Below are 20,784 nucleotides of genomic sequence, written 5' to 3' on the forward strand. Positions count from 1 at the left end.
AAAGCGGTGCGTCCCTATGATTCGCGCGCGTCACGCTTCAACCCCGCCGAGCAAATTAGGCGCCCGTCGGCCTTCACACAAGCGCATGCTGCGGGCTGTTCGTCCCGGTCCCATACACGATGGTGCGCAATCAGGGCTAAAAAATAGCGAAGGAGCGCGGTTAACGATCGGTAAAACGGCTTGTTTTCCGCGCTGCGCTTGCCAGGCAAAGCCGGACTTTTTAGGGTCGGTCCGCTTTCATCGTCGCGCACGCCGCGCCCCTCCGGCCATTCGGGAACATCCATGCCTCACGCACCCAAGATCAGCTTTGCCAAGTTTTCCGCGCCCAAGAAGGGGGCGGTGGTGGTCGTCGTAAATGACGACAATGCTCTCGGCGACCAGGCGCGCGCCCTGGACGCGGCCGGTATCGTGCCGAAAGCCGCCAATATTGCCGAGTTCAAGGGCAAATTGGCCTCTGTTCTGGATGTGCTGACACCCGAAGGCACGCCGTTCGACCGCTTTGCCGTCGTTGGCGCGGGGCCGCTCGACAAGCGCGACGAAAAGGCCTGGATGCGTATCGGCGGTGGTGCGTGGTCGCTGGTGAAGAAATCGGCCGATGCCGCCGTCATCCTCGACATGAAGGACGAAGAACCGGATGCCGACGCGGCGGCAGCCTTAGCGCTCGGGCTGATGCTGCGCGCCTATGGCTTCGACAAATACAAGACCCGCAAGGACAAGGACGAGAGCGCCAAGGACAAGCCGGTGCGGGTGACAATCCAATGTGCGAACCCGTCCAAGGCGCGCAAGGCGTTCGCTTCCGTCGAGGCCGTCGCCGGCGGCGTCAACCTGGCGCGCGACCTGGTCAACGAACCCGCCAACGTGCTCGGACCGGTCGAGTTCGCCGATCGTGCCAAGGCGCTGGAGGCGCTCGGGGTCAAAGTCGAGATTTTGACCGAGAAGGAGTTGAAGAAGCTCGGCATGGGTGCGCTTCTGGGGGTTGCCCAGGGCTCGGCCCGCCCGCCGCGTCTTGCCGTGATGCAGTGGAATGGCGGCAAGGCGAAGGACAAACCGGTCGCCTTTGTCGGCAAGGGGGTGGTGTTCGATTCGGGCGGCATCTCGATCAAGCCGGCCGCAGGCATGGAGGACATGAAGGGCGATATGGGCGGCGCGGCCGCGGTTGCCGGCCTCATGCACACGCTGGCCGCCCGCAAGGCCAAGGCCAATGTCGTCGGCATTATCGGGCTGGTCGAAAACATGCTCGACGGCAACGCCCAGCGGCCGGGCGACATCGTCACCTCCATGTCGGGCCAGACCATCGAGGTGCTCAACACCGATGCCGAGGGCCGCCTCGTGCTGGCCGACGCGCTGTGGTACTGCAACGAGCGCTTCGCGCCGCAATTCATGGTCAATCTCGCCACGCTTACCGGCGCCATCATGATCGCGCTCGGCCAGGAGCATGCCGGCCTGTTTTCCAACGACGATGCGCTCGCCGAGCATCTGTCGACGGCGGGCACGGCGACCGGCGAAAAATTGTGGCGCATGCCGCTCGGGCCCGAATACGACAAGCTGATCGATTCCAAGAACGCCGACATGAAGAATATTGGCGGCCGTTTCGGGGGAGCGATCACCGCCGCGCAGTTCCTGCAGCGTTTCGTCAAGGAAACGCCCTGGGCGCATCTCGACATTGCCGGCACCGCCATGGGCTCGCCGTCAAACGACATCAATCAATCCTGGGGATCGGGTTTCGGGGTCCGGCTGCTCGACCGTCTGGTCAGGGACAATTACGAGGCGTGACGGAGGTTCTGTTCTACCACTTGACCGATTCGACTCTCGAGGACGCCTTGCCCGGCCTCCTCGAGCGGTCTCTGGCCCGCGGCTGGTCGGTGGTGGTCCAGACCGGAAGCGAGGAGCGCCGCGACGCGCTCGACCAGCATCTGTGGACGTGGCGCGACGATTCCTTCATCGGCCACGGAACCGATCGCGAGCCGAATACGAGCGACCAGCCGGTGCTCTTGACCACCGGCCCGGACAATCCCAACGCAGCCGCGATCCGGTTTCTGGTCGACGGCGCCGAACCGCCGGCACTCGACGGTTACGAGCGCGCGGTGATCATGTTTGACGGCCACGATCAGGCGCATGTCGAGGCCGCGCGGCGTCACTGGAAGGCCGTCAAGGCGGCCGGTCACCAGGCCACGTATTGGCAGCAGACGCCGGAACGGGGCTGGGAGCGCAAGGCGTGACGGACGATTTCGAGCGCCGCCGAGAGGCGGCCAGAACCCGGGTGAACCGGCGCGACGACGCCAAGTCGGCGGCCGGATCCGATCGGCAGGATTTTTTCGAAGCGGTCTATGACGAGGCGGGCGGCGATGCCGCCGGTGTTCCCTGGGCCGATCTCGCGCCCAAGCCCGAACTCGTCGACTGGCTGACGGACAATCCAGGCAATGGGCGGCGGGCGATCGACGTCGCCTGCGGGCTGGGCGACAATGCCGAGGCGATCGCGGCGGCCGGATACCAAACGCTCGCCTTCGACGCCTCGCGCACGGCGATCGAATGGGCTCAAAAACGTTTCCCCGGCTCGCCGGTCGCCTATCGCGTCGCCGACCTCTTCGATCCGCCGGGCGACTGGCTGGCCGGCTTCGATCTCGTGCATGAGTGCTACACTGTCCAGTCCGTCGCGCCGGCCATGCAGCGCGACCTCATCGGTGCCATCGCGGCTCTGGTCGCGCCGGGCGGCAGGCTTTTGGTCTATACGCGGCTGCGCCCGCGCGACAGCGTGCCGGACGGACCGCCCTGGCCGCTGACGCTCGACGAGGCCGGGCGTTTTGCCGAGTTCGGCCTGCACCGCGAGCACGAGAACCGTTTCGAGATCAGCCGGCCCGGACGTACGATCCCGCATCTGTTCGCCACCTGGCGCAAACCCTGACATGCGGCAGGGGGAGGCGCGCCGGCGCCGTTGTGGACATTGATTTTCCCGCATGCCAAACCGCCGCGGCGGGGGATATTGCGATGCGTTTTTTCTTCCTGATCATTCTTGTGGCCGGTATCGCGCTCGGGATCGGCTATCCCTGGGCGGTCGACAACGTCTCCGGCTACGAGATCGGCCGTTACAAGGTTTATGATCGCGCGTCGGGCTTTGAGCCTGCCGAGGTGGCGCTCGCGCCGTCTGAAGCCCCGGTTCGGGTCCTCGTCGACCTGACCGCCGCCGGCGAGTTCCGGCCGAGCGACAGGCTCACCGTGCTTACCGTCACCGCATCGACCGGCGGGGCGACCGTTTTCGCCGAGACCGTGACCTTCCTTGGCGTGCCGCCGCGCCCCGACAGTCCGCAAGTCGCCGGCTACGTCTATCGCGACGAGGTCGGCATCATCGATCCGGTGAACGGCGACGCGCGTTATATCTTCACAGTCGGACCGGGCGACGCCGACGGCATCGTGATGGCGCGCGTCGAACTGGTTCTGCGCGCCGGCGCCTTCGATCTGGATCCGCGCGCAGTTCCCGCCGGTTACATCCTGATGGCGGTCGGCTTCGTCGGTCTGGTGGCGGCGTTTCGGTTGCGCGGCCGCAAAAAAACCGCCGCGGACAACGGCAAGACACGCCGTTGGGGGCGGGGCAAGGACGACTGACGGCCGCGCGTCGGCGATGCGGTCGGCTCAGATCGCGTCGAAATTGCCCGAGCGGCCCTTGCCGGCCGAAAACCGCGCCGCCCCGTCTGCACCTTCCGATCGGAAGGCGGCGGCGCTTTTCCATTCATTGGCGAGTGCCGGCGCTTGGTCGAGCGACCATTGCTCCAGCGCGGATTTGCGGTCGGCGCGCATGCAGGCCTGCGGAAAGCGCGCGATCTCGGCCGCCAACGCGAGAGCGGTTGCACGTGCCTCGCCCTGCTTGCACAGCCGGTTGGCAAGCCCGATCGCCGCGCATTCGGCCGCGTCCACTTTGCGGCCGGTCAGGATCAGGTCCATGGCCCGGCCATGGCCGACGATGCGCGGCAGGCGTATCGTGCCGCCGTCGATCAAAGGCACGCCCCAGCGCCGGCAATAGACCCCCATATAGGCGGTTTCCTCCATCACCCGCAGGTCGCACCACAGCGCGAGTTCCATGCCGCCGGCCACCGCCGCACCGGAAATCGCCGCGATCACCGGTTTCGACAGCGAAAGCCGGGTCGGTCCCATCGGCGCCTTGCGCGGCTGGTCGTCGCGTCCGTCGAAGGACGCATCGAGATCGTGGGTGGCGAACCATTCCTCGTCCATGCCGCCGGCAGCATGCTTGAGGTCGAATCCGGCGCAGAAGTTTCCACCGGCGCCCGTCAGAACGGCGACCTTCTGACTGTCGTCGCGTTCGAAGGCGATAAAGGCGGAAAACAGAGCCTCGGCCATCGCCGGATTGACGGCATTGCGTGCCTCGGCACGGTCGATCGTCACCACGGTGATCGCGCCGTCGCGTTCGGTCCTGATGTTCATTGCGCCATCCCCTCCTCATACTGTGCCGACAGCGTCAGCCACAGTTCTTCGTGGCGGGCGAGCTGGTCGGCAAGTTCGGAGCGCTCCTTGCCGAGTGTCGCCACCTTGGCGGAATCTCGCTCGTAAAGCGCAGGGTTGGCAAGTTCGTTCTCGATCGCCTCGAGACGCTTGCGCGTGCGGTCGATCAGTCCTTCCGTGGCCTTGATCTGCTTGGCGACCGGTTCCAGGGCGCGTCGGCGTTCGGCCGCCTCGCGTCGCTTCTCCGCCTTGGAGGCCTTGTCGGCCTCGCGCCGGTCGCGCCGGTCGCTCGTCCCGCCGGTCACCAGGCTTCGATAGTCGCCGATGTCGCCCTCATAGGGCGCGACGGTGCCGTCATTGACCAGCCACAGCCGCTCGGCGGTGGCCTCGATCAGATGGCGGTCGTGCGAGATCAGGATCACCGCGCCCTCGAAATCGTTCAGGGCCTCGATCAGCGAATGGCGTGAATCGATGTCGAGATGGTTGGTCGGCTCGTCGAGGATGAACAGGTTCGGCCCTTCGATGGTGGCCAGCCCCATCAAAAGACGCGCCTTCTCGCCGCCGGACAGATCTTTGGCCGGCGTGTTCATCTTTTCCGTCGCCAGGCCCATCTGCGCGACCCGGGAGCGCACCTTGGCCTCGGGCAGGGCGGGCAACAGACGGCGCACGTGCTCGATCGCGTTTTCGTCCGGGCGCAGATCGTCGAGCTGATGCTGGGCGAACATCGACACGTTGAGCTGCGGTGCGAGTGTCATCTTCCCGCCGTCGAGCGTCAGCCGACCGGCGAGCAGCTTGGCGAAGGTCGACTTGCCGTTGCCATTGGCGCCCAGAAGCGCGATGCGGTCGTCCTCGTCGATACGCATCGACAGGTTTTTCAGGATCGGTTTGCCCGGCTGGTAGCCGACCGAGCCGTTTTCGATCGCCACGATCGGTGAGGCGACCTTGCGCTCCGGCGCGGGAAAGGAGAATGGCCGCACGGTCTGGTTGACCACGGCCGCGATCGTGCCCATGCGCTCGAGCGCCTTGAGACGCGACTGGGCCTGGCGCGCCTTGGAGGCCTTGTAGCGAAAGCGCTCGACAAAGGCCTCCATGTGCTTGCGCTGGGCGTCCTGCTTGGCGCGCGCCTTTTCCTGCAGCGCCTGCTTTTCGGCCAGTTGGCGTTCGAACTGATCGTAGCCGCCGCGCCAGAAGGTCAGCTTGTGCTGGTCGAGATGCACGATCGAGTTCACCGCCCGGTTGAGCAGATCGCGATCATGGCTGATCAGCAGCACCGTATGCGGGTAGCGCGTCAGATAGTTTTCCAGCCACAGCGTGCCTTCCAGGTCGAGATAGTTGGTCGGCTCGTCGAGTAGCAGCAGGTCCGGCTCGGCAAACAACACCGCGGCGAGCGCGACGCGCATGCGCCAGCCGCCCGAAAACGACGAGGCCGACCTTTTCTGCGCCGCCTCGTCGAAGCCGAGCCCGGCCAGAATGGTCGCCGCGCGCGCTTCGGCCGAATGGGCGTCGATATCGGCCAGCCGCATGTGGATTTCGCCGATCCTGTGCGGGTCCGTCGTGGTGCGCTCCTCGGCCAAGAGCGCGGTGCGCTCCCTGTCGGCCGCCAGAACGATGTCGATCAGCGGCTCTTCGGTCCCTGGCGCCTCCTGCGCGACCTGGCCGATGCGGGCGTTTTTCGGCAGCGAGATCGAGCCGCTCTCGATCTGCGCCTCGCCGGTGATGGCGCGAAACAGGCTTGTCTTGCCGGTGCCGTTGCGTCCCACCAGGCCGGCCTTCGCACCGCCGGGCAGCGAGAGCGAGGCGTGGTCGATGAGAAGGCGCCCGGCAATGCGCAGCGAAAGATCGTTGATGGTAATCATGGCCGCGGGGTTGTGGCCGAGCGCGCGCGCGGATGCAAGGGGGAAGACATCGCATGCATTTGGCGCGGCGATGCCGTCAGGCGAATTCCCGCCCGTCCTCTGTGCGCTGGAAATAGATCATGTCGAGCGAGGGCGGCGTTCGTCCCAAGAGCGACAGGATGGCGTGGGCGTGGCCGCGATGGTGGGTCTGGTGGTTGAAGAAATGGGCCATTGCCGGCGCCAGCCTCTGGCTGACCGTCTTCATGTCGGTGACGGTGACATAGGTGAAGCGGCCGGCGAGCGCGGTGTCGGAGAGGCTTTCCACCCAGGCGCTGATGCGTGCGTCTTCGGCCTCGCGCGCCAGGCGCAGCGGCGTCAGGTTCGGATGGATGATGGCGTCGAGCGATTTCGGCGCCTCGCCCTGGGCGGTGAAGCGCTTCATCCAGATACGGTCGGCGACCAGGATGTGGTTCAACGTGCCCAGCATCGATTTGAAGAACACGCCGGTGTCGTGACCGAATTCGGCGTCGGTCAAATCGGCGGCCGCGTCGTAGAGCGTGGCGTTTGCCCAACGATTATAGGCCGCCATCATGCGAAAATGCCGCTTCATCGGTTTCTTTCCGGTGACGAATGATCGAAAGTCCCTCCTAGCACCGGTCCGGGAGCCACTCCATGGCAATTCTGCTCTATGAACTCGTCGGCGCCGATCCGGCGCGCCCCTTCAGCCCGCATTGCTGGAAGGCGGCGATGGCGCTCGCCCACAAATCCCTGCCGTTCGAAAGCGTCGCGACGCCGTTCACCAAGGTCGCCACGATCGAAAACGGCTCCGGCAGAACGGTGCCGTTGATCCGCGACGGCGACAGGCTCGTCGGCGATTCCTTCGAGATCGCGCTTTATCTGGAAAAAACCTATCCGGATCGCCCGACGCTGTTCGGCGGTGCCGGCGGTCAGGCGATGGCGCGGTTTTTCGAACGCTGGACCCAGACGGTCGTGCACGGCTTCATCGGCGGTGCGCTGCTTGCCGACATCAATGCCTGTCTGGCCGCGCCGGACCAGGCCTATTTTCGGCGCTCGCGCGAGGCCCGGTTCGGCAAGACCCTGGAGGAGGCCGGCGCCGACAGGCACGAAGGCCTGCAGGAATTTCGTAGGCAGTTGGAACCCTTGCGCGCCACGCTTGCCGTCCAGCCTTTCCTGGGCGGGCAGGGACCGCTCTTTTGCGACTATATCGTCTTCGGCGCGTTCCAATGGGCGCGTGTCGTTTCGTCGTTCCAACTGCTTGATGCCGCAGACCCCGTCGCTGCGTGGCTCGAACGCTGCCTGGCGCTTCACGACGGCCTGGCCGGACGCGTGCCGGCGGCTGCTTGAACGGCTCTTGGCAAGGCGCGGGGCGGCTTGTATAGAGCCGCGACCTTCCCCGCATCTTTCAAAGGAACATTCGATGGCGATCGAACGCACTTTTTCCATGATCAAGCCCGACGCGACGCGTCGCAACCTGACCGGCGCCATCACCGCCATGCTCGAGGAAGCCGGCCTGCGCGTCGTCGCCTCCAAGCGCGTGTGGATGAGCCGTCGCGAAGCCGAGGGTTTCTACGCGGTGCACAAGGAGCGCCCGTTTTTCGACGAGCTGTGCGAGTTCATGTCGTCGGGTCCGACCGTGGTCCAGGTTCTGGAAGGCGAAAATGCGATCGCCAAGAACCGCGAAGTGATGGGCGCGACCAATCCGGCCGATGCCGCCGAGGGCACGATCCGCAAGGTTCATGCCCGTTCGATCGGCGAGAATTCGGTGCACGGCTCGGATGCGCCGGAAACCGCCGCGCAGGAGATCAAATACTGGTTCTCCGACATCGAGATCGTCGGCTGAGGCCGAGTGCCCGTCAGTCCGTAGACCGAAAAGACCGGCCGCGCGCCGGTCTTTTTTTATGTTCGCTCCGGCGTTCATCGGCCGATACGGTCACGCCTGTGCCCGCAAGGCGTCGTCTACCGAGGCGGCGGTTTCCGGCGCGCGCGCGAATTCCAGGAAAGCCGTTTCGGGCATGGCGGCCGCGTAGAGATAACCCTGGAACAGGTCGCAGCCGAACGCATACAGAAACGCTTCCTGGCTGCGGGTCTCGACATGTTCGGCCACCGCATCCAGACCGAGAGTGTTGGCCATGGCCAGGATAGTGCGCACCAGCGCGCGGTCGCCATCCGAGTTTTCGATATCCCGCACGAAACTGCCGTCGATCTTGACCTCGTCGAAGGGCAGCGATTTCAGCCGGGCCAGCGACGAATAGCCGATGCCGAAATCGTCGAGCGAAAAGCGCAGGCCGCTGCTCTTCAGCGCGTTCATCCGGTTGGCGACGAGCGTCTGGTCGGTCGCCATCACGTGTTCGGTGAATTCGATCGTCAAGCGCGAAGCCTCGATCGCGTGTTCTTCGAGCAGGTTTTCGAGGAAAGATACGAATTGCGGGCCGGAGAACGACTGCACGCTGACATTGAGCGACAGGCCCAGCCCGGCCGTTTCGGGGTTTTGCTGCCAGCCGGCGAGTGTTTTCACCCCGCTTGCCAGCACGAAACGGCAAAGCTGATGCGTTAATCCGGCTTGTTCGGCCAAGGCGATGAAGCGGTCCGGCGGCACCATGCCGAGCCGCGGATGGCGCCAACGCAACAGCCCTTCGGCGCCGGCGACGCGCCCCTCGCGGTCGATCTGCGGCTGAAACTGCAGCTCCAGCGTCTTCTCCTCCAGGGCTCGGCGAAAATCTTCCAGCAGCGTGAAACGCTCCTGTTCGCCGTTCATCCAGCGTTCGTCGAACAGCGCCAGGCCGTCGCGTCCCGCCCCCTTGGCCTGATACATGGCGATGTCGGCGCGCTTGAGCAGGTCGTCGCCGGCCTTGTCGTGTTCGCCGAACACGACCACGCCCATGCTGGCGGACGAGCTGTGGCGTAACTCGCCGCGCTCGAAGGGGCGTCTCAGTGCCGATAGCATCTTGTTGCCGGCTATGATGGCCTGCGACGCCGCGGCGGCCTCGCTGTCGCCCAGCCCGTCGAGAATGACCACGAACTCGTCGCCGCCCATGCGGGCGACGGTATCGGTCTCGCGCACGCATTGGCGCAGGCGACTGGATATCTCGACGAGATAGTCGTCACCGATATCGTGGCCCTGGGTGTCGTTGAGCGACTTGAAATTATCGAGATCGATGAAGAACAGCGCGCCGGGCTTGCGCGTACGCCGGCAGGTCTTGGCCGAGCGCGCGATGCGCTCGGCCAGAAGGCGCCGGTTCGGCAGTTTGGTCAGCGGATCGTAGAAAGCCAATTCTTCGATTTCGAGCGCCTGGCGCTTGCGCAGCGAAATGTCCGACACGTAGCCATGCCAACTCACCTGGCCGTCGTTCAGCCGTTCCGGCTTGGCGCTCATGCGCAGCCATTTTTCCTTGCCGGTCGCGGTGGTGATGCGAAATTCGTGATCGAGCGGCTCCATCGTGTCGTAGGAGGTGCGGAAGGCGCCGAAATAGGCTTTGCGGTCGTCCGGGTTCACGAAACGGGCAAAAAGCTGGCGCCCGGCGGTAATTTCCTCGATCGGGACCTCGAGCAGGTTTTCGAAACCGTCGCTCAGATAGTTGACCGTGATATCGAAACTGCGGCCCCTGACGATCTGAAACAAGCCGCCCGGCAGGTTGCTGGTCAGCTTCTGGAACTGTTCTTCCAGCCGCAGGCGCGTCACCGTTTCGGTGATCTCGCGCACCGAGCCTTCGTAATAAAGCGGCCTCCCGGTGCGCCGGTGATGGACGATCCGTGCCGATTCCGTGATCCATATCCGTTCGCGCGTCTTGTGCCGGTATATTTCCGATACGAAATCCTCGACATAACCGTCCCGTTGCAGGATCTCGCGGAACTCGTCGCGCCGCTTCGGATCGACATACCATTCCGAGGCGATGTTCTTGACGGCGGCGAGCAGTTCCGCCTCCGTTTCATAGCCGTTGAGCTTGACGAGCGCTCGGTTGGCGCTCAATTGCCGTCCGTCAAGGCTGGAGCGGTAGATGCCTTCGGACAGGTTTTCCACCAGGCTGGACAGGTTGCGGTGTTCGTCGCGCCACTGGCGGCACCGTCCGCGATAGTGAATGACGGCCGCGGTCAGGCCGGCCAGGCATGCGGCCGCGCCCGCGGTCGCGGCGGGAAGCATGAAGCCTTCTATGGCGCTGAAATTCTCCAGCAAATTCGCAGATCCCCGTCCCGTGCGCGTCATTATTGTTTGATCGCACCGTAAAAAGTCGGGGTTGCAAAAGGTCTAATCGGCAGAAAACTTCGCGCTTATGATTAAGCGCTGCTTAGCGATCCGCGGCAGAAGGCTCGCGCCACCGCTGCGTGGCCTCGTCGTCGATGTCGCGCGCCTCCACCCAACCTCCCTCGGAGCCGTCGCTGCGGTGTTCCTTTTTCCAGAACGGAGCGCGGGTTTTCAGGAAATCCATCATGAAGGCGGCCGCGTCGAAGGCAGCCTGGCGGTGCCGGGAGGCGGCAAGCACGGCGACGATATTGTCGCCGGGGCGGACCTTTCCGTAGCGGTGGATGACCCTCAGTCCCGAAAGCGGCCAGCGCTCGACCGCCTGGCGGGCGATACGGCGGATTTCGGCGTCGGCCATGCCCGGATAATGTTCCAGTTCGAGCGCGGCCAGCGTGCCCGCCTCGTCGCGGCACAGGCCGGTGAATGTGACGAGCGCGCCGATATCGGTGCGGCCCGCGCACAGTGCGGCGCTCTCGTGGGCGAGATCGAAATCCTCGCGCTGGATGCGCACGGCCGGCTCGATCGGGGCGCTCACCGCCTTACCCGCCCGTCATCGGCGGAAACAGCGCGATCTCGCGCGCGCCCTCGATGCGCGCGTCGTGAGCGACATGTTCCTGATTGATGGCGACACGGATCGCCGAGGCGTGCTTGAGGGCGGTTTCGTATTCCTCGCCGCGGCCTGCAAGCCAGCTTAGCAGGCCGGCCACCGTGACGACGTCGTCAGGCAGGTCGACCTCCTCCTCGGCGTGTCCGATCCGCTCGCGCACCCAGGCGAAATAGACCAGTTTCATGGCGCGGCCTCAATCGATGATGTGTTTCAAACCGGCGCGGAAATAATCGTAGCCAGTATAAAGCGTCACCAGGGCCGAAATCCACAGCAGCGTGATACCGATCTCGATCGTATAGGGCAGCAGTTTCGCGCCCGCCGGTCCGGCCAGCAGGAAGCCGATCGCGATCATCTGGATGGTGGTCTTCCATTTTGCCAGCCGCGTCACCGGCACGCTCACCTTCAGTTCGGCCAGATATTCGCGCAGGCCCGAGACCAGGATTTCGCGGCACAGGATGATGATCGCCGCCCACAGCGACCAGCCATGGATGGTGCGCGCGGGATCGGCGGCCAGCAACAGCAGGCAGGTCGAGACCAGAAGCTTGTCTGCGATCGGGTCGAGCATCCTGCCGATATTGGAGGTTTGTTGCCAGATGCGCGCCAGGTAGCCGTCCAGATAGTCGGTCACGCTGGCGGCCATGAACAGGCCGAGCGCGCTCCAGCGGGCGAAGTCGCTGGAACGCAGCCGGCCTTCCAGGAAAAAGCACAGCACGATCAGCGGCACGGCGAGGATGCGCCCGTAGGTCAGGATGTTCGGCAGGTTGAAAGCGCGGTTGGACATGAAATGGCAACACCGTTAAACCCGCCCACTCAAACCAGAAGCGGGCGCTCGCGGTCAACATCGCGGAAAGGGCGCGCGCGCACAATGGGCCAAGGCGACGCGGGTCATCTCCTGTCGTGGAAGTGATCGTAAATCTGCCTGGCCATGGCCTCGGAAATGCCGTCCACCGTCATCAGGTCCTCCACGCCGGCCCGGCTCACCGCCTTGGCGGTGCCGAAATGGTGCAGCAAAGCGCGTTTTCGGGCCGGTCCGATGCCACCGATCTCGTCGAGGGGGTTCTTCACCATCTCCTTCTTGCGCCGGGCCCTGTGGGAACCGATCGCAAAGCGATGCGCCTCGTCGCGCAGCCGCTGGGTGAAATAGAGCACCGGATCGCGTGGCGGCAGCATGAAGGGCGGCCGCCCGTCGACGAAAAACCGCTCGCGCCCAGCCTCGCGGTCGACACCCTTGGCGACGCCGATCGCGGTCACGCGCTCGGCGATGCCCAGTTCGGCGAAGACGGCGCGCACGGCGTTCATCTGGCCCTGGCCGCCGTCTATCAGCACCAGATCGGGCCAGGCGGGCAGGCCGTCGGCCAGGTCCTGCGTTTCGGTCTCGGCCCCGGCCTCGTCCGGCCGCTCCTTCAAAAGACGCGTGAAGCGCCGCGTGAGCACCTCCCGCATCATGCCGAAATCGTCGCCGGGTGCGATATCGGTCGAACGGATGTTGAACTTGCGGTAATGCGCCTTGGCAAATCCCTCCGGGCCAGCGACGATCATCGCGCCGACGGCGTTGGTGCCCATGATGTGGGAATTGTCATAGACCTCGATGCGCCGCGGCGGGGTTTCCAGGTTGAAGGTCTCTGCCAGCCCCGTCAGCAGGCGCGCCTGCGAGGAAGTTTCGGCCAGCCGGCGCCCGAGCGCCTCGCGTGCGTTCTGCAGCGCGTGGTCGACTAGGTCCTTCTTTTCGCCGCGGCGCGGAACGCCGATCGTCACCTTGCGGCCGGCCTTGGCCGACAAGGCAGCGGCCAGCAGGTCCTGCTCTTCGACCGCGTGGGTGAGCAGGATCGCGCGCGGGCAGGGCTTGTCGTCGTAAAACTGCGTCAGAAAGGCGCCGAGCACCTCCTGCGGGCCGAGCGCGGGGTCGGCCTTGGGAAAATAGGCGCGGTTGCCCCAGTTCTGGCCGGTGCGGAAGAAAAACACCTCGATACAGCTTTGCCCGCCTTCCTGGTGGATGGCGAACACGTCGGCCTCCTCGAGCGAATGCGGATTGATGCCCTGGTGGCTCTGGACGTGGCTGAGCGCCGACAGTCGGTCGCGCAGCACGGCCGCGCGCTCGAAATCGAGCCGTTCCGCCGCCTCCTGCATGGCCGCGGAAATTTCAGCCTTCACCTTCTGGCTGCGCCCGGACAAAAAGGCTTTCGCCTCGTCCACCAGCGCGGCGTAGCCTTCGTCGCTGATTTCGCCGGTACACGGTGCCGAGCAGCGCTTGATCTGGTGGAGCAGGCAGGGGCGGGTGCGGCTTTCGAACACCGAATCGGTACAGCTTCTGAGCAGGAAGGCCCGTTCCAGCGCGTTGATCGTGCGTCCGACTGCACCCGCCGAGGCGAACGGGCCGAAATACTCGCCCTTGCGCGAGCGTGCGCCGCGATGCTTGAAGATGCCGGGTGCGCGATGATCGCCGGTGATCAGGATGTAAGGAAAGGATTTGTCGTCGCGCAACAGCACGTTGAAGCGCGGCCGCAGGCGCTTGATGAGATTGGCCTCCAGCAGCAGCGCTTCGATCTCGGTGCGCGTGACGACGAATTCCATCGCCGCCGTCTCGCGCGCCATGCGGGCGATGCGGTTGGTATGGCCGCGGCCCTGGGCATAATTGTTGACCCGCTTCTTGAGATTGCGCGCCTTGCCGACGTAAAGCACGTCGCCGGCGGCGTTCATCATCCGATATACGCCGGGGGCGTTGGGCAGCCGCTTGACGAATTCACCGATCAGTTCGAGGCCGCTCTTGTCGCCGGTGTTTTCCGCGCCGGAGGTCCAGTCGATCGGCCCGCTGGCGATCGCGGCCGCTGCGGCCGGTTCCTCATCGCGGCTTTCGCCGGACGGGTTGGCGGGATCGGGATCGTGTCTGGATGTCATTCGCGCATGCCTGTCACATCGGGTGTCTGCCAGGCAAGATGCTGGCCGCCGTCGAGCGCGATCATCTGGCCGGTTATCGACGGTGTTTGCCACAAATAGCGTATCGTGGCGCCGAACTCCGTCAGCAGAGGACCGCGCTTGAGCGGCAGGGCGTCGGTCTGGGCGCGAAAGTCGGAGACGGCTTGGCGCGCGTTCTTCAGTGTCGGGCCGGGGCCGATCGCATTGACCCGGATACGCGGTGCCAGGCCTTGGGCCATGGTTCGCGTCGCCGTCCACAAGGCCGATTTCGACAGCGTGTAGGAAAAGAATTGCGGTGTCAGCTTCCAGATCCGCTGGTCGATGACGTTGACGACGAGCCCGTCGCCGTCGGCGGGCAATGCCTTGGCCATGGTCGAGGTCAGCGCCACCGGCGCTTTCAGGTGCAGGGCAAAGTGCCGGTCCCATCGTTCCCAGTCGGGATCAGCCGGACTGTCGTCGTCGAAGGCGGAGGCGTTGTTGACCAGCAGGCGCACCGGCCCAAGCGCATCGGCGGCCGCGGCGATCAACCCGGCACCGGCGTCAGGGTCGCACAGATCCGCCGGCAGCACGACGGCTTTTCCGCCGGCCCGGCCGATCGCGTCGGCAAGCCGGTCGGCCTCCTCGCGGGCGCGGTTGCAGTGGATGGCCACACCAAACCCGTTGGCGGCGAGGTCCTCAACGATCGCCGCGCCGATGCGCCTGGCGCCGCCGGTGACAAGGGCTGTTGGCCCGTTTTCGGCCATGGGTCCGTTCACTCCCGTTAACACCGCCGAAATATATGCGGCAAAATTACGATTGAAAGGCGCACTGTCGTCGCGTCCACCTGTCCATATCGTGGCCGGCCACAACGGTTCGACCTGTTCGCCCGAAGTTTTTCTGTAGCAATTTCAACATGATGGTGCGGTATCTTGAATCACCGTTTGCGCCTAGCCGGGCGCCTGTTGCTGAAACGTCACGTCAAATTTCGGCCGCATAGCGGCCAGCCAATGACCAGATTTTCGGTACCTTTCAGCCAGATTCAAACCCGACATTCGCCGCAGCCGGACCCGCCCGTTCCTCCCACACGGTCCGGTGCGCGTTCATGCGGGGGAAGACGGTCTCGTCCTCCGCCGAGTGACCAAGGAGAGAAGATGATGCGTACCAAAACCAATCACGCCCGCTCGATCGCCGCTGCGGTCGGAGCCGTCGCCCTTTTCGGCGTTGCGTCGGCCCAGGCCGCCGACGTCATTGACCAGACGCCGGTGGCGCCGCTGCCGGTCGAAGAGGTGCCGGTCTACACCTGGTCCGGCGGCTATGTCGGTGCCTATGGCGGCTATGGCTTCAGCGGCCGTACCCGTGCGCCGGGCAATTCCATCAATACCGACGGTTTCCAGGGTGGCGCCTTCGGGGGCTGGAACGTTCAGGAAGGCATGTTCGTCTACGGTGCGGAAGCCGATATCGGCTATAACGGCAACGAGGGCACCAATGCCGGCCTGACGTCGCAATCGGGCGTCGACGGCACGCTGCGCGCGCGCCTCGGCGTCGCGTTGAGCGACCGCGTGCTGGTCTACGGCACCGCCGGTGGCGCCGCAGGCCGGCTCGAAGTGTCCGACGCGACCACGTCCGACACCAACACCATGCTGGGTTGGACGGCCGGCGTCGGCACCGACATCAAGCTGACCGACCGGATTTTCGCGCGCGGCGAATACCGCTATGTCGACTATGGCGACAAGGACTTTTCGCTGTCTGGCGGCCCGACCTCGATCGACGCCAGCGAGAACAAGGTTCTGTTCGGTCTCGGCATGAAATTCTGATCCGAACGGCAGCACGAAACCAAAACAAACCGGCCGGGCGTTTCGCGCCCGGCCTTTTTGCGCCGGGCAGGCATTGCGCCAATGGCTGGCGCGATTTGCAGGCTTCGCCGATTTTGGAACAACGCGCCTTGGCAAGGTGGCCGTGCAGAACTGCCCGGCCGTGACGCCCGCGTTACGACGCGGCAGGCAGCAGCGCGGCCAGGTCTGGATATTTGTCGTCGAACCGTTTCATCCAGTTCTTCAGCCTGGTCCGCCCGCGCATCCAGTCGGTGCCGAAGCGCAGTTCCAGATAGCCGAGCACCGCCCTGATCGCGATATGGCCGCAATGGATGCGTCGCCCGAGTTTCGGCGGCTCGGCATTCAACCGGTCGAGTGCCCGCTCCACCTTCGCCCATTGCCGGTCGAGCCAGGGTTGGTGCACCTTGTCCGGCGGATGGAAGCGCCGTTCGTAGACGTGGGCCAGCAGGCAGTCGGTCATGCCGTCGGCCAGCGCCTCCATGCATTCGGCCTCGGTGCGTTTAACAGCATTGCGCGGAAAGACCGCGTTCTTGGAAATCCGGTTCAAATATTGGGTGATCGCGCGGCTGTCGTAGAGCGCGAACCCGTCTTCGGTCAAAAGCACCGGGATCTTGCCGAGCGGATTGGCGTCGATCAGAAGATCGGGTTCGGCGCCGGTGTCGACCGGTACCGCCTCGAACGGCACCTGCGCCAGTGTGGCTGCCATGCGAACCTTGGCCGAATAGGGCGAGGGCGGAGCGTAAAGAATGCGGATCATGACGGTGTCGGCCTCGTGATTCTTCGTTGAAACGGTCCGCTGCGCGTGCGGGCGCTCAGCGCACGACCCGGCAGCGGCCGTCATAGACCTTCCAGCGGTCGAAGCCCGACACGCAGAATTCCACGCCGTCGCCGATGCCCGCGAAACCCATTCCGTCCTCGATCAGGTACCAGATAGTCCGCCGGCGCCCGTCCGACAGCACCGCCGTCGCCCCGCAATAGCGGCGCGCGATCGGCCTGTTCTCGCGCCAGGGCAGGTAACGCCGCTCGTGCACGCGCCGGAAGTTGACGATCTCCACGTCGGGCAGATTTGGCACGTGGCGGACCTGGTGGCGGAATTTCGTCGTGATGCGCGACAAGATGGCGCCGTCGCCGCACGCACGTGGCGTCAGATCGTGGGCGCTTGCCGGAACGGCCCACATCAACACGCCCGCAAGCAGCGACAACGCAAAACCGATGCGGACGGGTCGTACCATTCTCGTTACTCCGAGTCGGGCTGGACGGGAGGCGCACTGTGATGAATAGGCGTGGCCTGGTCAAGCTGCGCCGGGCCGTGTTGTCGGCTCCGGCCATTGTGATAGGCTCCGCACCGGGTTGTCTTTCGGGACGGTTTTTTGGGGGGACGCGATGACGGAACCGGCATCGGCCGTGCTGGAACGCCTGTTTCGGGCGCTCGAGGCGCGGGACAAACAGGCCGCGCTGGCCTGCTTTGCCGAGGACGCCCGGCTGTTCGACCCGCATTACCCCAGCCCGCAGATGAACGGCCGCGCCGAAATCGAAGCCGGTCTCGACTGGGGCCTGTCGGTCATGCGCCAGTTCGGCTTCACCACCATCCATTTGTTTGAGGGGCGCGACGCGGTGAGCGGCGCCGTGGAGGTCGACACCAGCCACGTGCTGAAAAACGGTCAGGCGCTGAACTTTCCGCAGGTCTTCGTCTTCGAGACACGCGACGGGTTGATTTCGCGATTGCGCGCTTACGAGCCCTACGGGCCGAACGGTCTGGGCGGTATCTTTCTCGGCGTTGCACGGCTGCGGCGCAAGCTGTTCGGCTGACGTCTCAGTCCTCCCGCGCCGCGTCCTCACCGGCCAGATGCTCGATCCGCCACGACGCGGTGTTGTCCTCGGCGAGCAGCACGGCCAGGGTCGGTAGAATGGTCTGCATCTCCTCCTCCAGCAGAAAAGGCGGGTTGACGACCACCAGGCCGGACCCGTCGAGCCTGGGTTCGGGGGAGGGGCCGCGCACCGACAAGGAGACGTCGAGAATGCGCGCAATCCCGGCGTGGCGCAGGCGGTCGCGAAAGCGCGCCACCGCGGCGTGGTCCTTGATCGGATACCACAGCGCATAGATGCCGCCCGGCCAGCGCCGATAGGCCTTGGCAAGGCCGTCGACGATGCGGTCGAACTCGCCTTCGCGCTCGAACGGCGGATCGACCAGAACCAACCCGCGCTTTTCCTTCGGCGGCACATGCGCGCCGAGCGCCAGCCAGCCGTCGAGTTCGATGACCCGCACCTGGTAGTCGCCGTCGAAGCGCGTTTTCAGCGCAAACGCCTCCTGCGGATGCAGTTCGATCGCCGTCAGCCGGTCGCGGCCGCGCAGCAGGTGGCGCGTGATTTCCGGCGAGCCCGGATAAAACCGCAGCGGCTCGGCCGGGTTGAGCGCCGCCACGGCCTCGAGATAGGGCGCGAGCAGGGTTTTCGCCGGCTCGGCCAGGTCGGCCTGCGCCAGTTTGGCGATGCCGTTGCGCCATTCGCCGGTCTTCTGCGCTTCTTCCGAGGACAGATCGTAAAGGCCCGCGCCGGCATGGGTGTCGATCACCCGAAACGGTTTGTCCTTGCGCTTGAGATAGTCGAGGATGCGCGTCAGCACCGCGTGTTTGACCACATCGGCGAAATTGCCCGCGTGATAGCCGTGGCGGTAGTTCATACGCTCAACCCGTCTTCATAAACGCACCACCGTCGGCGTTGTCGACGGGGTGGACCGATTCTTTTTCGCCGGGATGGCTGTTGTCCAACCGCCAAACCCGGTAGTTTTGCGGCATGAACCAGCACGCCAAGATCGCGATCGGCCACACGGCCTGCCCGCACGACTGCCCCTCGACCTGCGCGCTCGACGTGGAGCTTCTCGACAGCGGCCGCATCGGCCGCGTGCACGGCGCGCGTGACAACACCTATACCGCAGGCGTGATCTGCGCCAAGGTCGCGCGTTACGCCGAACGCGTCCACCATCCCGACCGGCTTTTGAAGCCGCTGGTGCGCGCCGGCGCCAAGGGCGAGGGCGCTTGGAAGGAGGCGAGTTGGGAGGCCGCGCTCGATCTGGTGGCGGAAAAGTTCCTCGCTGCCGAGGCGCGTTTCGGCAGCGAGACGGTCTGGCCCTATCAATATGCCGGCACGATGGGGCTGGTGCAGCGCGATTCTATCCATCGTCTGCGTCACGCCAAAAAATATTCCGGCTTCTTCGAATCGATCTGCACCAATCTCGCCTGGACGGGTTTCGTCATGGGCGCGGGCGCGCTGTGCGGCGCCGATCCGCGCGAAATGGCGAAATCGGACTGCGTCGTCATCTGGGGCACCAACGCTGTCGCCACCCAGGTCAACGTCATGACCCACGCCATTCGCGCGCGCAAGGAACGCGGAGCCAAGATCGTGGTGATCGACGTCTACGACAACGCCACCATGAAGCAGGCCGATCTCGGCCTGGTGCTCAGGCCGGGCACGGATGGCGCACTCGCCTGCGCGGTCATGCATGTCCTGTTTCGCGACGGCCTTGCCGACCGGCCCTATCTGGAAAAATACACCGACGATCCGGCCGGGCTAGAGGCGCATCTGGCCTCGCGCACGCCGCAATGGGCTGCCGCGATTACCGGTCTCACGGTTGACGAGATCGAGACTTTCGCCCGGCTGGTCGGCACCACCAAACGCAGCTTTTTCCGCCTCGGTTACGGTTTCGCGCGCCAGCGCAACGGCGCCGTCAACATGCATGCCGCCCTGTCGATCGCAGCGGTCACCGGCGCCTGGCAGTACGAGGGCGGCGGTGCCTTTCACTCCAATTCGGGCATTTTCCGGCTCGACAAGACATTGTTGGAGGGGGTGAAGCTTGCGGATCCGCGCATCCGCATGCTCGACCAGTCGCAGATCGGGCGCATCCTGACTGGGGATGCCGAGGCGCTGCGCCACGGTCCGCCGGTCACCGCGATGCTGATCCAGAACACCAATCCGGCCAATGTCTGCCCCGAGCAGCGGTTGGTGAAACAAGGTTTCCTGCGCGAGGACCTGTTTGCCTGCGTGCACGAACAGTTCATGACCGAAACGGCAGCGCTTGCCGATGTCGTCCTGCCGGCCACCATGTTCCTCGAACATGACGACATCTATCGCGGCGGCGGCCATCAGCACATCATCCTCGGCCCGAAACTGATCGATCCGCCCGCCGGGCCGCGTCCCAATCTCGATGTCATTGAGGGCCTGGCCGAACGGCTCGGCGTCGCCGACCGTCCGGGCTTCGGCATCAGCGCGCGGGCTCATATCGACGTCATGCTCGCCAAGCGCGGCCTGGGCGATTTCGACGCTCTCGCCGGCGAGCGCTGGGTGGACCTGCAGCCGGACTTCGACACCGCCCATTTTCTGACCGGTTTCGGCCACACGGACGGAAAATTCCGTTTCCGGCCCGACTGGACCGGCACGGTCGCTCCCGCCAAGCCGCCGAAATCTCTGGGCGCTTTCGGGCCGCACGACAGGCTGCCCGTCTTTCCCGACCATGTCGGTGTGATCGAGGAGGCGGACGACACCCATCCCTTCCGGCTGGCGACATCGCCGGCGCGTTCGTTCCTGAATTCCAGTTTTTCCGAGACCCCGAGCGCGAAAAAGCGCGAAGGGCGGCCGGAAATCATGCTTCATCCCGACGACGCCGCCGAAATCGGCATAAAAGATGGAGACCGCGTCGAGATCGGCAATCCGCGCGGCGAGATCGTGCTGCACGCCAGGCTTTTCGGCGGCGTGAAGCGTGGGGTCGCTGTCGCGGAAGGGATTTGGCCCAACGCCGCGCATGAGCGCGGCGAGGGCATCAACGTCTTGACCGGTGCCGATGCGCCCGCGCCCTATGGCGGGGCGGCGTTCCACGACAATCGCGTGTGGATCCGGCCGGCCGGCTAATATCCT

Annotated in this window: 22 protein-coding genes; 9 read left to right on the forward strand and 13 right to left on the reverse strand. The window is 65.1% G+C overall.

The window, feature by feature from the left end:
* Positions 1-14: 14 nt before the first annotated feature.
* On the reverse strand, positions 15-284 hold the full coding sequence (locus EP380_RS04810) for a hypothetical protein (RefSeq protein WP_127597083.1): 270 nt from the start codon (positions 282-284) through the stop codon (positions 15-17).
* On the opposite strand from EP380_RS04810, the gene EP380_RS04815 reads away from it, so the two are divergent.
* The 4 genes from EP380_RS04815 to EP380_RS04830 all read left to right on the forward strand — a co-directional run bounded on the left by EP380_RS04815 (position 283) and on the right by EP380_RS04830 (position 3,600).
* Positions 283-1,773, forward strand: a complete 1,491-nt coding sequence (locus EP380_RS04815) for a leucyl aminopeptidase (RefSeq protein ID WP_127597085.1) — start codon at positions 283-285, stop codon at positions 1,771-1,773. The two genes, EP380_RS04810 and EP380_RS04815, sit on opposite strands and share 2 nt — an antisense overlap.
* Complete coding sequence (locus tag EP380_RS04820) at positions 1,770-2,219, forward strand: DNA polymerase III subunit chi (protein ID WP_127597087.1); 450 nt, start codon at positions 1,770-1,772, stop codon at positions 2,217-2,219. The genes EP380_RS04815 and EP380_RS04820 overlap by 4 nt, the downstream gene beginning before the upstream one ends.
* The gene (locus tag EP380_RS04825; protein ID WP_238719737.1) at positions 2,216-2,902 is read left to right on the forward strand and encodes a class I SAM-dependent methyltransferase; all 687 of its coding nucleotides are present in this window, start codon (positions 2,216-2,218) and stop codon (positions 2,900-2,902) included. Before EP380_RS04820 ends, EP380_RS04825 begins: the two co-directional genes overlap by 4 nt.
* Positions 2,903-2,985: 83 nt before the next feature.
* Positions 2,986-3,600 carry a hypothetical protein gene (locus tag EP380_RS04830; RefSeq protein ID WP_127597089.1) on the forward strand — a complete coding sequence of 205 codons (615 nt, stop codon included), beginning with the start codon at positions 2,986-2,988 and terminating at the stop codon, positions 3,598-3,600.
* A 27-nt stretch (positions 3,601-3,627) separates the two neighbouring features.
* Here the strand turns inward: EP380_RS04830 and EP380_RS04835 are convergent, their stop codons facing one another.
* From EP380_RS04835 to EP380_RS04845, 3 genes are all read right to left on the reverse strand, one after another.
* Complete coding sequence (locus EP380_RS04835) at positions 3,628-4,434, reverse strand: crotonase/enoyl-CoA hydratase family protein (protein WP_127597092.1); 807 nt, start codon at positions 4,432-4,434, stop codon at positions 3,628-3,630.
* On the reverse strand, positions 4,431-6,308 hold the full coding sequence (locus EP380_RS04840) for an ABC-F family ATP-binding cassette domain-containing protein (RefSeq protein ID WP_106572356.1): 1,878 nt from the start codon (positions 6,306-6,308) through the stop codon (positions 4,431-4,433). The genes EP380_RS04835 and EP380_RS04840 overlap by 4 nt, the downstream gene beginning before the upstream one ends.
* Before the next feature lie 76 nt (positions 6,309-6,384).
* Complete coding sequence (locus EP380_RS04845; protein WP_106572355.1) at positions 6,385-6,897, reverse strand: DinB family protein; 513 nt, start codon at positions 6,895-6,897, stop codon at positions 6,385-6,387.
* Between the two features lie 62 nt (positions 6,898-6,959).
* Between EP380_RS04845 and EP380_RS04850 the strand changes: the two genes are divergently transcribed.
* Both EP380_RS04850 and ndk read left to right on the forward strand, forming a co-directional pair.
* Positions 6,960-7,652 carry a glutathione S-transferase family protein gene (locus EP380_RS04850; protein WP_106572354.1) on the forward strand — a complete coding sequence of 231 codons (693 nt, stop codon included), beginning with the start codon at positions 6,960-6,962 and terminating at the stop codon, positions 7,650-7,652.
* A gap of 73 nt (positions 7,653-7,725) precedes the next feature.
* Complete coding sequence (gene ndk, locus EP380_RS04855) at positions 7,726-8,148, forward strand: nucleoside-diphosphate kinase (RefSeq protein ID WP_106572353.1); 423 nt, start codon at positions 7,726-7,728, stop codon at positions 8,146-8,148.
* A gap of 90 nt (positions 8,149-8,238) precedes the next feature.
* Here the strand turns inward: ndk and EP380_RS04860 are convergent, their stop codons facing one another.
* The 6 genes from EP380_RS04860 to EP380_RS04885 form a co-directional block, all read right to left on the reverse strand.
* Positions 8,239-10,479, reverse strand: a complete 2,241-nt coding sequence (locus EP380_RS04860; protein ID WP_164749761.1) for a sensor domain-containing protein — start codon at positions 10,477-10,479, stop codon at positions 8,239-8,241.
* A 112-nt stretch (positions 10,480-10,591) separates the two neighbouring features.
* A complete protein-coding gene (locus EP380_RS04865; RefSeq protein WP_106572351.1) occupies positions 10,592-11,080 on the reverse strand; it encodes a molybdenum cofactor biosynthesis protein MoaE in 489 nt (162 codons plus the stop codon).
* Positions 11,081-11,084: 4 nt separating this feature from the next.
* Positions 11,085-11,336 carry a molybdopterin converting factor subunit 1 gene (moaD, locus tag EP380_RS04870; protein ID WP_106572350.1) on the reverse strand — a complete coding sequence of 84 codons (252 nt, stop codon included), beginning with the start codon at positions 11,334-11,336 and terminating at the stop codon, positions 11,085-11,087.
* A 9-nt stretch (positions 11,337-11,345) separates the two neighbouring features.
* On the reverse strand, positions 11,346-11,933 hold the full coding sequence (gene pgsA / locus EP380_RS04875; protein WP_106572349.1) for a CDP-diacylglycerol--glycerol-3-phosphate 3-phosphatidyltransferase: 588 nt from the start codon (positions 11,931-11,933) through the stop codon (positions 11,346-11,348).
* Positions 11,934-12,037: 104 nt separating this feature from the next.
* Positions 12,038-14,047, reverse strand: coding sequence for an excinuclease ABC subunit UvrC (gene uvrC, locus EP380_RS04880; protein ID WP_127597096.1), 2,010 nt, complete (start codon positions 14,045-14,047; stop codon positions 12,038-12,040).
* Positions 14,044-14,808: an SDR family oxidoreductase gene (locus tag EP380_RS04885; RefSeq protein WP_106572347.1), complete on the reverse strand. Its 765-nt coding sequence runs from the start codon at positions 14,806-14,808 to the stop codon at positions 14,044-14,046. Before EP380_RS04885 ends, uvrC begins: the two co-directional genes overlap by 4 nt.
* Positions 14,809-15,195: 387 nt before the next feature.
* On the opposite strand from EP380_RS04885, the gene EP380_RS04890 reads away from it, so the two are divergent.
* Positions 15,196-15,858 carry an outer membrane protein gene (locus EP380_RS04890; protein WP_420845838.1) on the forward strand — a complete coding sequence of 221 codons (663 nt, stop codon included), beginning with the start codon at positions 15,196-15,198 and terminating at the stop codon, positions 15,856-15,858.
* Between the two features lie 172 nt (positions 15,859-16,030).
* Here EP380_RS04890 and EP380_RS04895 read toward each other — a convergent pair whose 3' ends face one another.
* A complete protein-coding gene (locus EP380_RS04895; protein WP_106572474.1) occupies positions 16,031-16,633 on the reverse strand; it encodes a glutathione S-transferase family protein in 603 nt (200 codons plus the stop codon).
* Between the two features lie 55 nt (positions 16,634-16,688).
* Positions 16,689-17,108 carry a hypothetical protein gene (locus tag EP380_RS04900; protein WP_127597098.1) on the reverse strand — a complete coding sequence of 140 codons (420 nt, stop codon included), beginning with the start codon at positions 17,106-17,108 and terminating at the stop codon, positions 16,689-16,691.
* Between the two features lie 151 nt (positions 17,109-17,259).
* On the opposite strand from EP380_RS04900, the gene EP380_RS04905 reads away from it, so the two are divergent.
* Positions 17,260-17,685 carry a nuclear transport factor 2 family protein gene (locus EP380_RS04905; RefSeq protein WP_106572345.1) on the forward strand — a complete coding sequence of 142 codons (426 nt, stop codon included), beginning with the start codon at positions 17,260-17,262 and terminating at the stop codon, positions 17,683-17,685.
* 4 nt (positions 17,686-17,689) lie between these two features.
* Here EP380_RS04905 and EP380_RS04910 read toward each other — a convergent pair whose 3' ends face one another.
* Positions 17,690-18,556: a 23S rRNA (adenine(2030)-N(6))-methyltransferase RlmJ gene (locus tag EP380_RS04910; protein WP_106572344.1), complete on the reverse strand. Its 867-nt coding sequence runs from the start codon at positions 18,554-18,556 to the stop codon at positions 17,690-17,692.
* Positions 18,557-18,669: 113 nt separating this feature from the next.
* Between EP380_RS04910 and EP380_RS04915 the strand changes: the two genes are divergently transcribed.
* Positions 18,670-20,778, forward strand: a complete 2,109-nt coding sequence (locus EP380_RS04915) for a molybdopterin-containing oxidoreductase family protein (protein ID WP_127597100.1) — start codon at positions 18,670-18,672, stop codon at positions 20,776-20,778.
* Positions 20,779-20,784: the final 6 nt, after the last annotated feature.

It is taken from the genome of Nitratireductor alexandrii (genome assembly GCF_004000215.1).
Classification (GTDB): domain Bacteria; phylum Pseudomonadota; class Alphaproteobacteria; order Rhizobiales; family Rhizobiaceae; genus Mangrovimarina; species Mangrovimarina alexandrii.

Coding starts and splice junctions, on each gene's coding strand:
- EP380_RS04815 (WP_127597085.1), top strand. CDS start 283: ATGCCTCACGCACCCAAGATCAGCTTTGCCAAGTTTTCCGCGCCCAAG.
- EP380_RS04810 (WP_127597083.1), bottom strand. CDS start 284: ATGGATGTTCCCGAATGGCCGGAGGGGCGCGGCGTGCGCGACGATGAA.
- EP380_RS04830 (WP_127597089.1), top strand. CDS start 2,986: ATGCGTTTTTTCTTCCTGATCATTCTTGTGGCCGGTATCGCGCTCGGG.
- EP380_RS04835 (WP_127597092.1), bottom strand. CDS start 4,434: ATGAACATCAGGACCGAACGCGACGGCGCGATCACCGTGGTGACGATC.
- EP380_RS04840 (WP_106572356.1), bottom strand. CDS start 6,308: ATGATTACCATCAACGATCTTTCGCTGCGCATTGCCGGGCGCCTTCTC.
- EP380_RS04845 (WP_106572355.1), bottom strand. CDS start 6,897: ATGAAGCGGCATTTTCGCATGATGGCGGCCTATAATCGTTGGGCAAAC.
- EP380_RS04850 (WP_106572354.1), top strand. CDS start 6,960: ATGGCAATTCTGCTCTATGAACTCGTCGGCGCCGATCCGGCGCGCCCC.
- ndk (WP_106572353.1), top strand. CDS start 7,726: ATGGCGATCGAACGCACTTTTTCCATGATCAAGCCCGACGCGACGCGT.
- moaD (WP_106572350.1), bottom strand. CDS start 11,336: ATGAAACTGGTCTATTTCGCCTGGGTGCGCGAGCGGATCGGACACGCC.
- pgsA (WP_106572349.1), bottom strand. CDS start 11,933: ATGTCCAACCGCGCTTTCAACCTGCCGAACATCCTGACCTACGGGCGC.
- uvrC (WP_127597096.1), bottom strand. CDS start 14,047: ATGACATCCAGACACGATCCCGATCCCGCCAACCCGTCCGGCGAAAGC.
- EP380_RS04885 (WP_106572347.1), bottom strand. CDS start 14,808: ATGGCCGAAAACGGGCCAACAGCCCTTGTCACCGGCGGCGCCAGGCGC.
- EP380_RS04890 (WP_420845838.1), top strand. CDS start 15,196: ATGATGCGTACCAAAACCAATCACGCCCGCTCGATCGCCGCTGCGGTC.
- EP380_RS04895 (WP_106572474.1), bottom strand. CDS start 16,633: ATGATCCGCATTCTTTACGCTCCGCCCTCGCCCTATTCGGCCAAGGTT.
- EP380_RS04900 (WP_127597098.1), bottom strand. CDS start 17,108: ATGGTACGACCCGTCCGCATCGGTTTTGCGTTGTCGCTGCTTGCGGGC.
- EP380_RS04905 (WP_106572345.1), top strand. CDS start 17,260: ATGACGGAACCGGCATCGGCCGTGCTGGAACGCCTGTTTCGGGCGCTC.
- EP380_RS04910 (WP_106572344.1), bottom strand. CDS start 18,556: ATGAACTACCGCCACGGCTATCACGCGGGCAATTTCGCCGATGTGGTC.
- EP380_RS04915 (WP_127597100.1), top strand. CDS start 18,670: ATGAACCAGCACGCCAAGATCGCGATCGGCCACACGGCCTGCCCGCAC.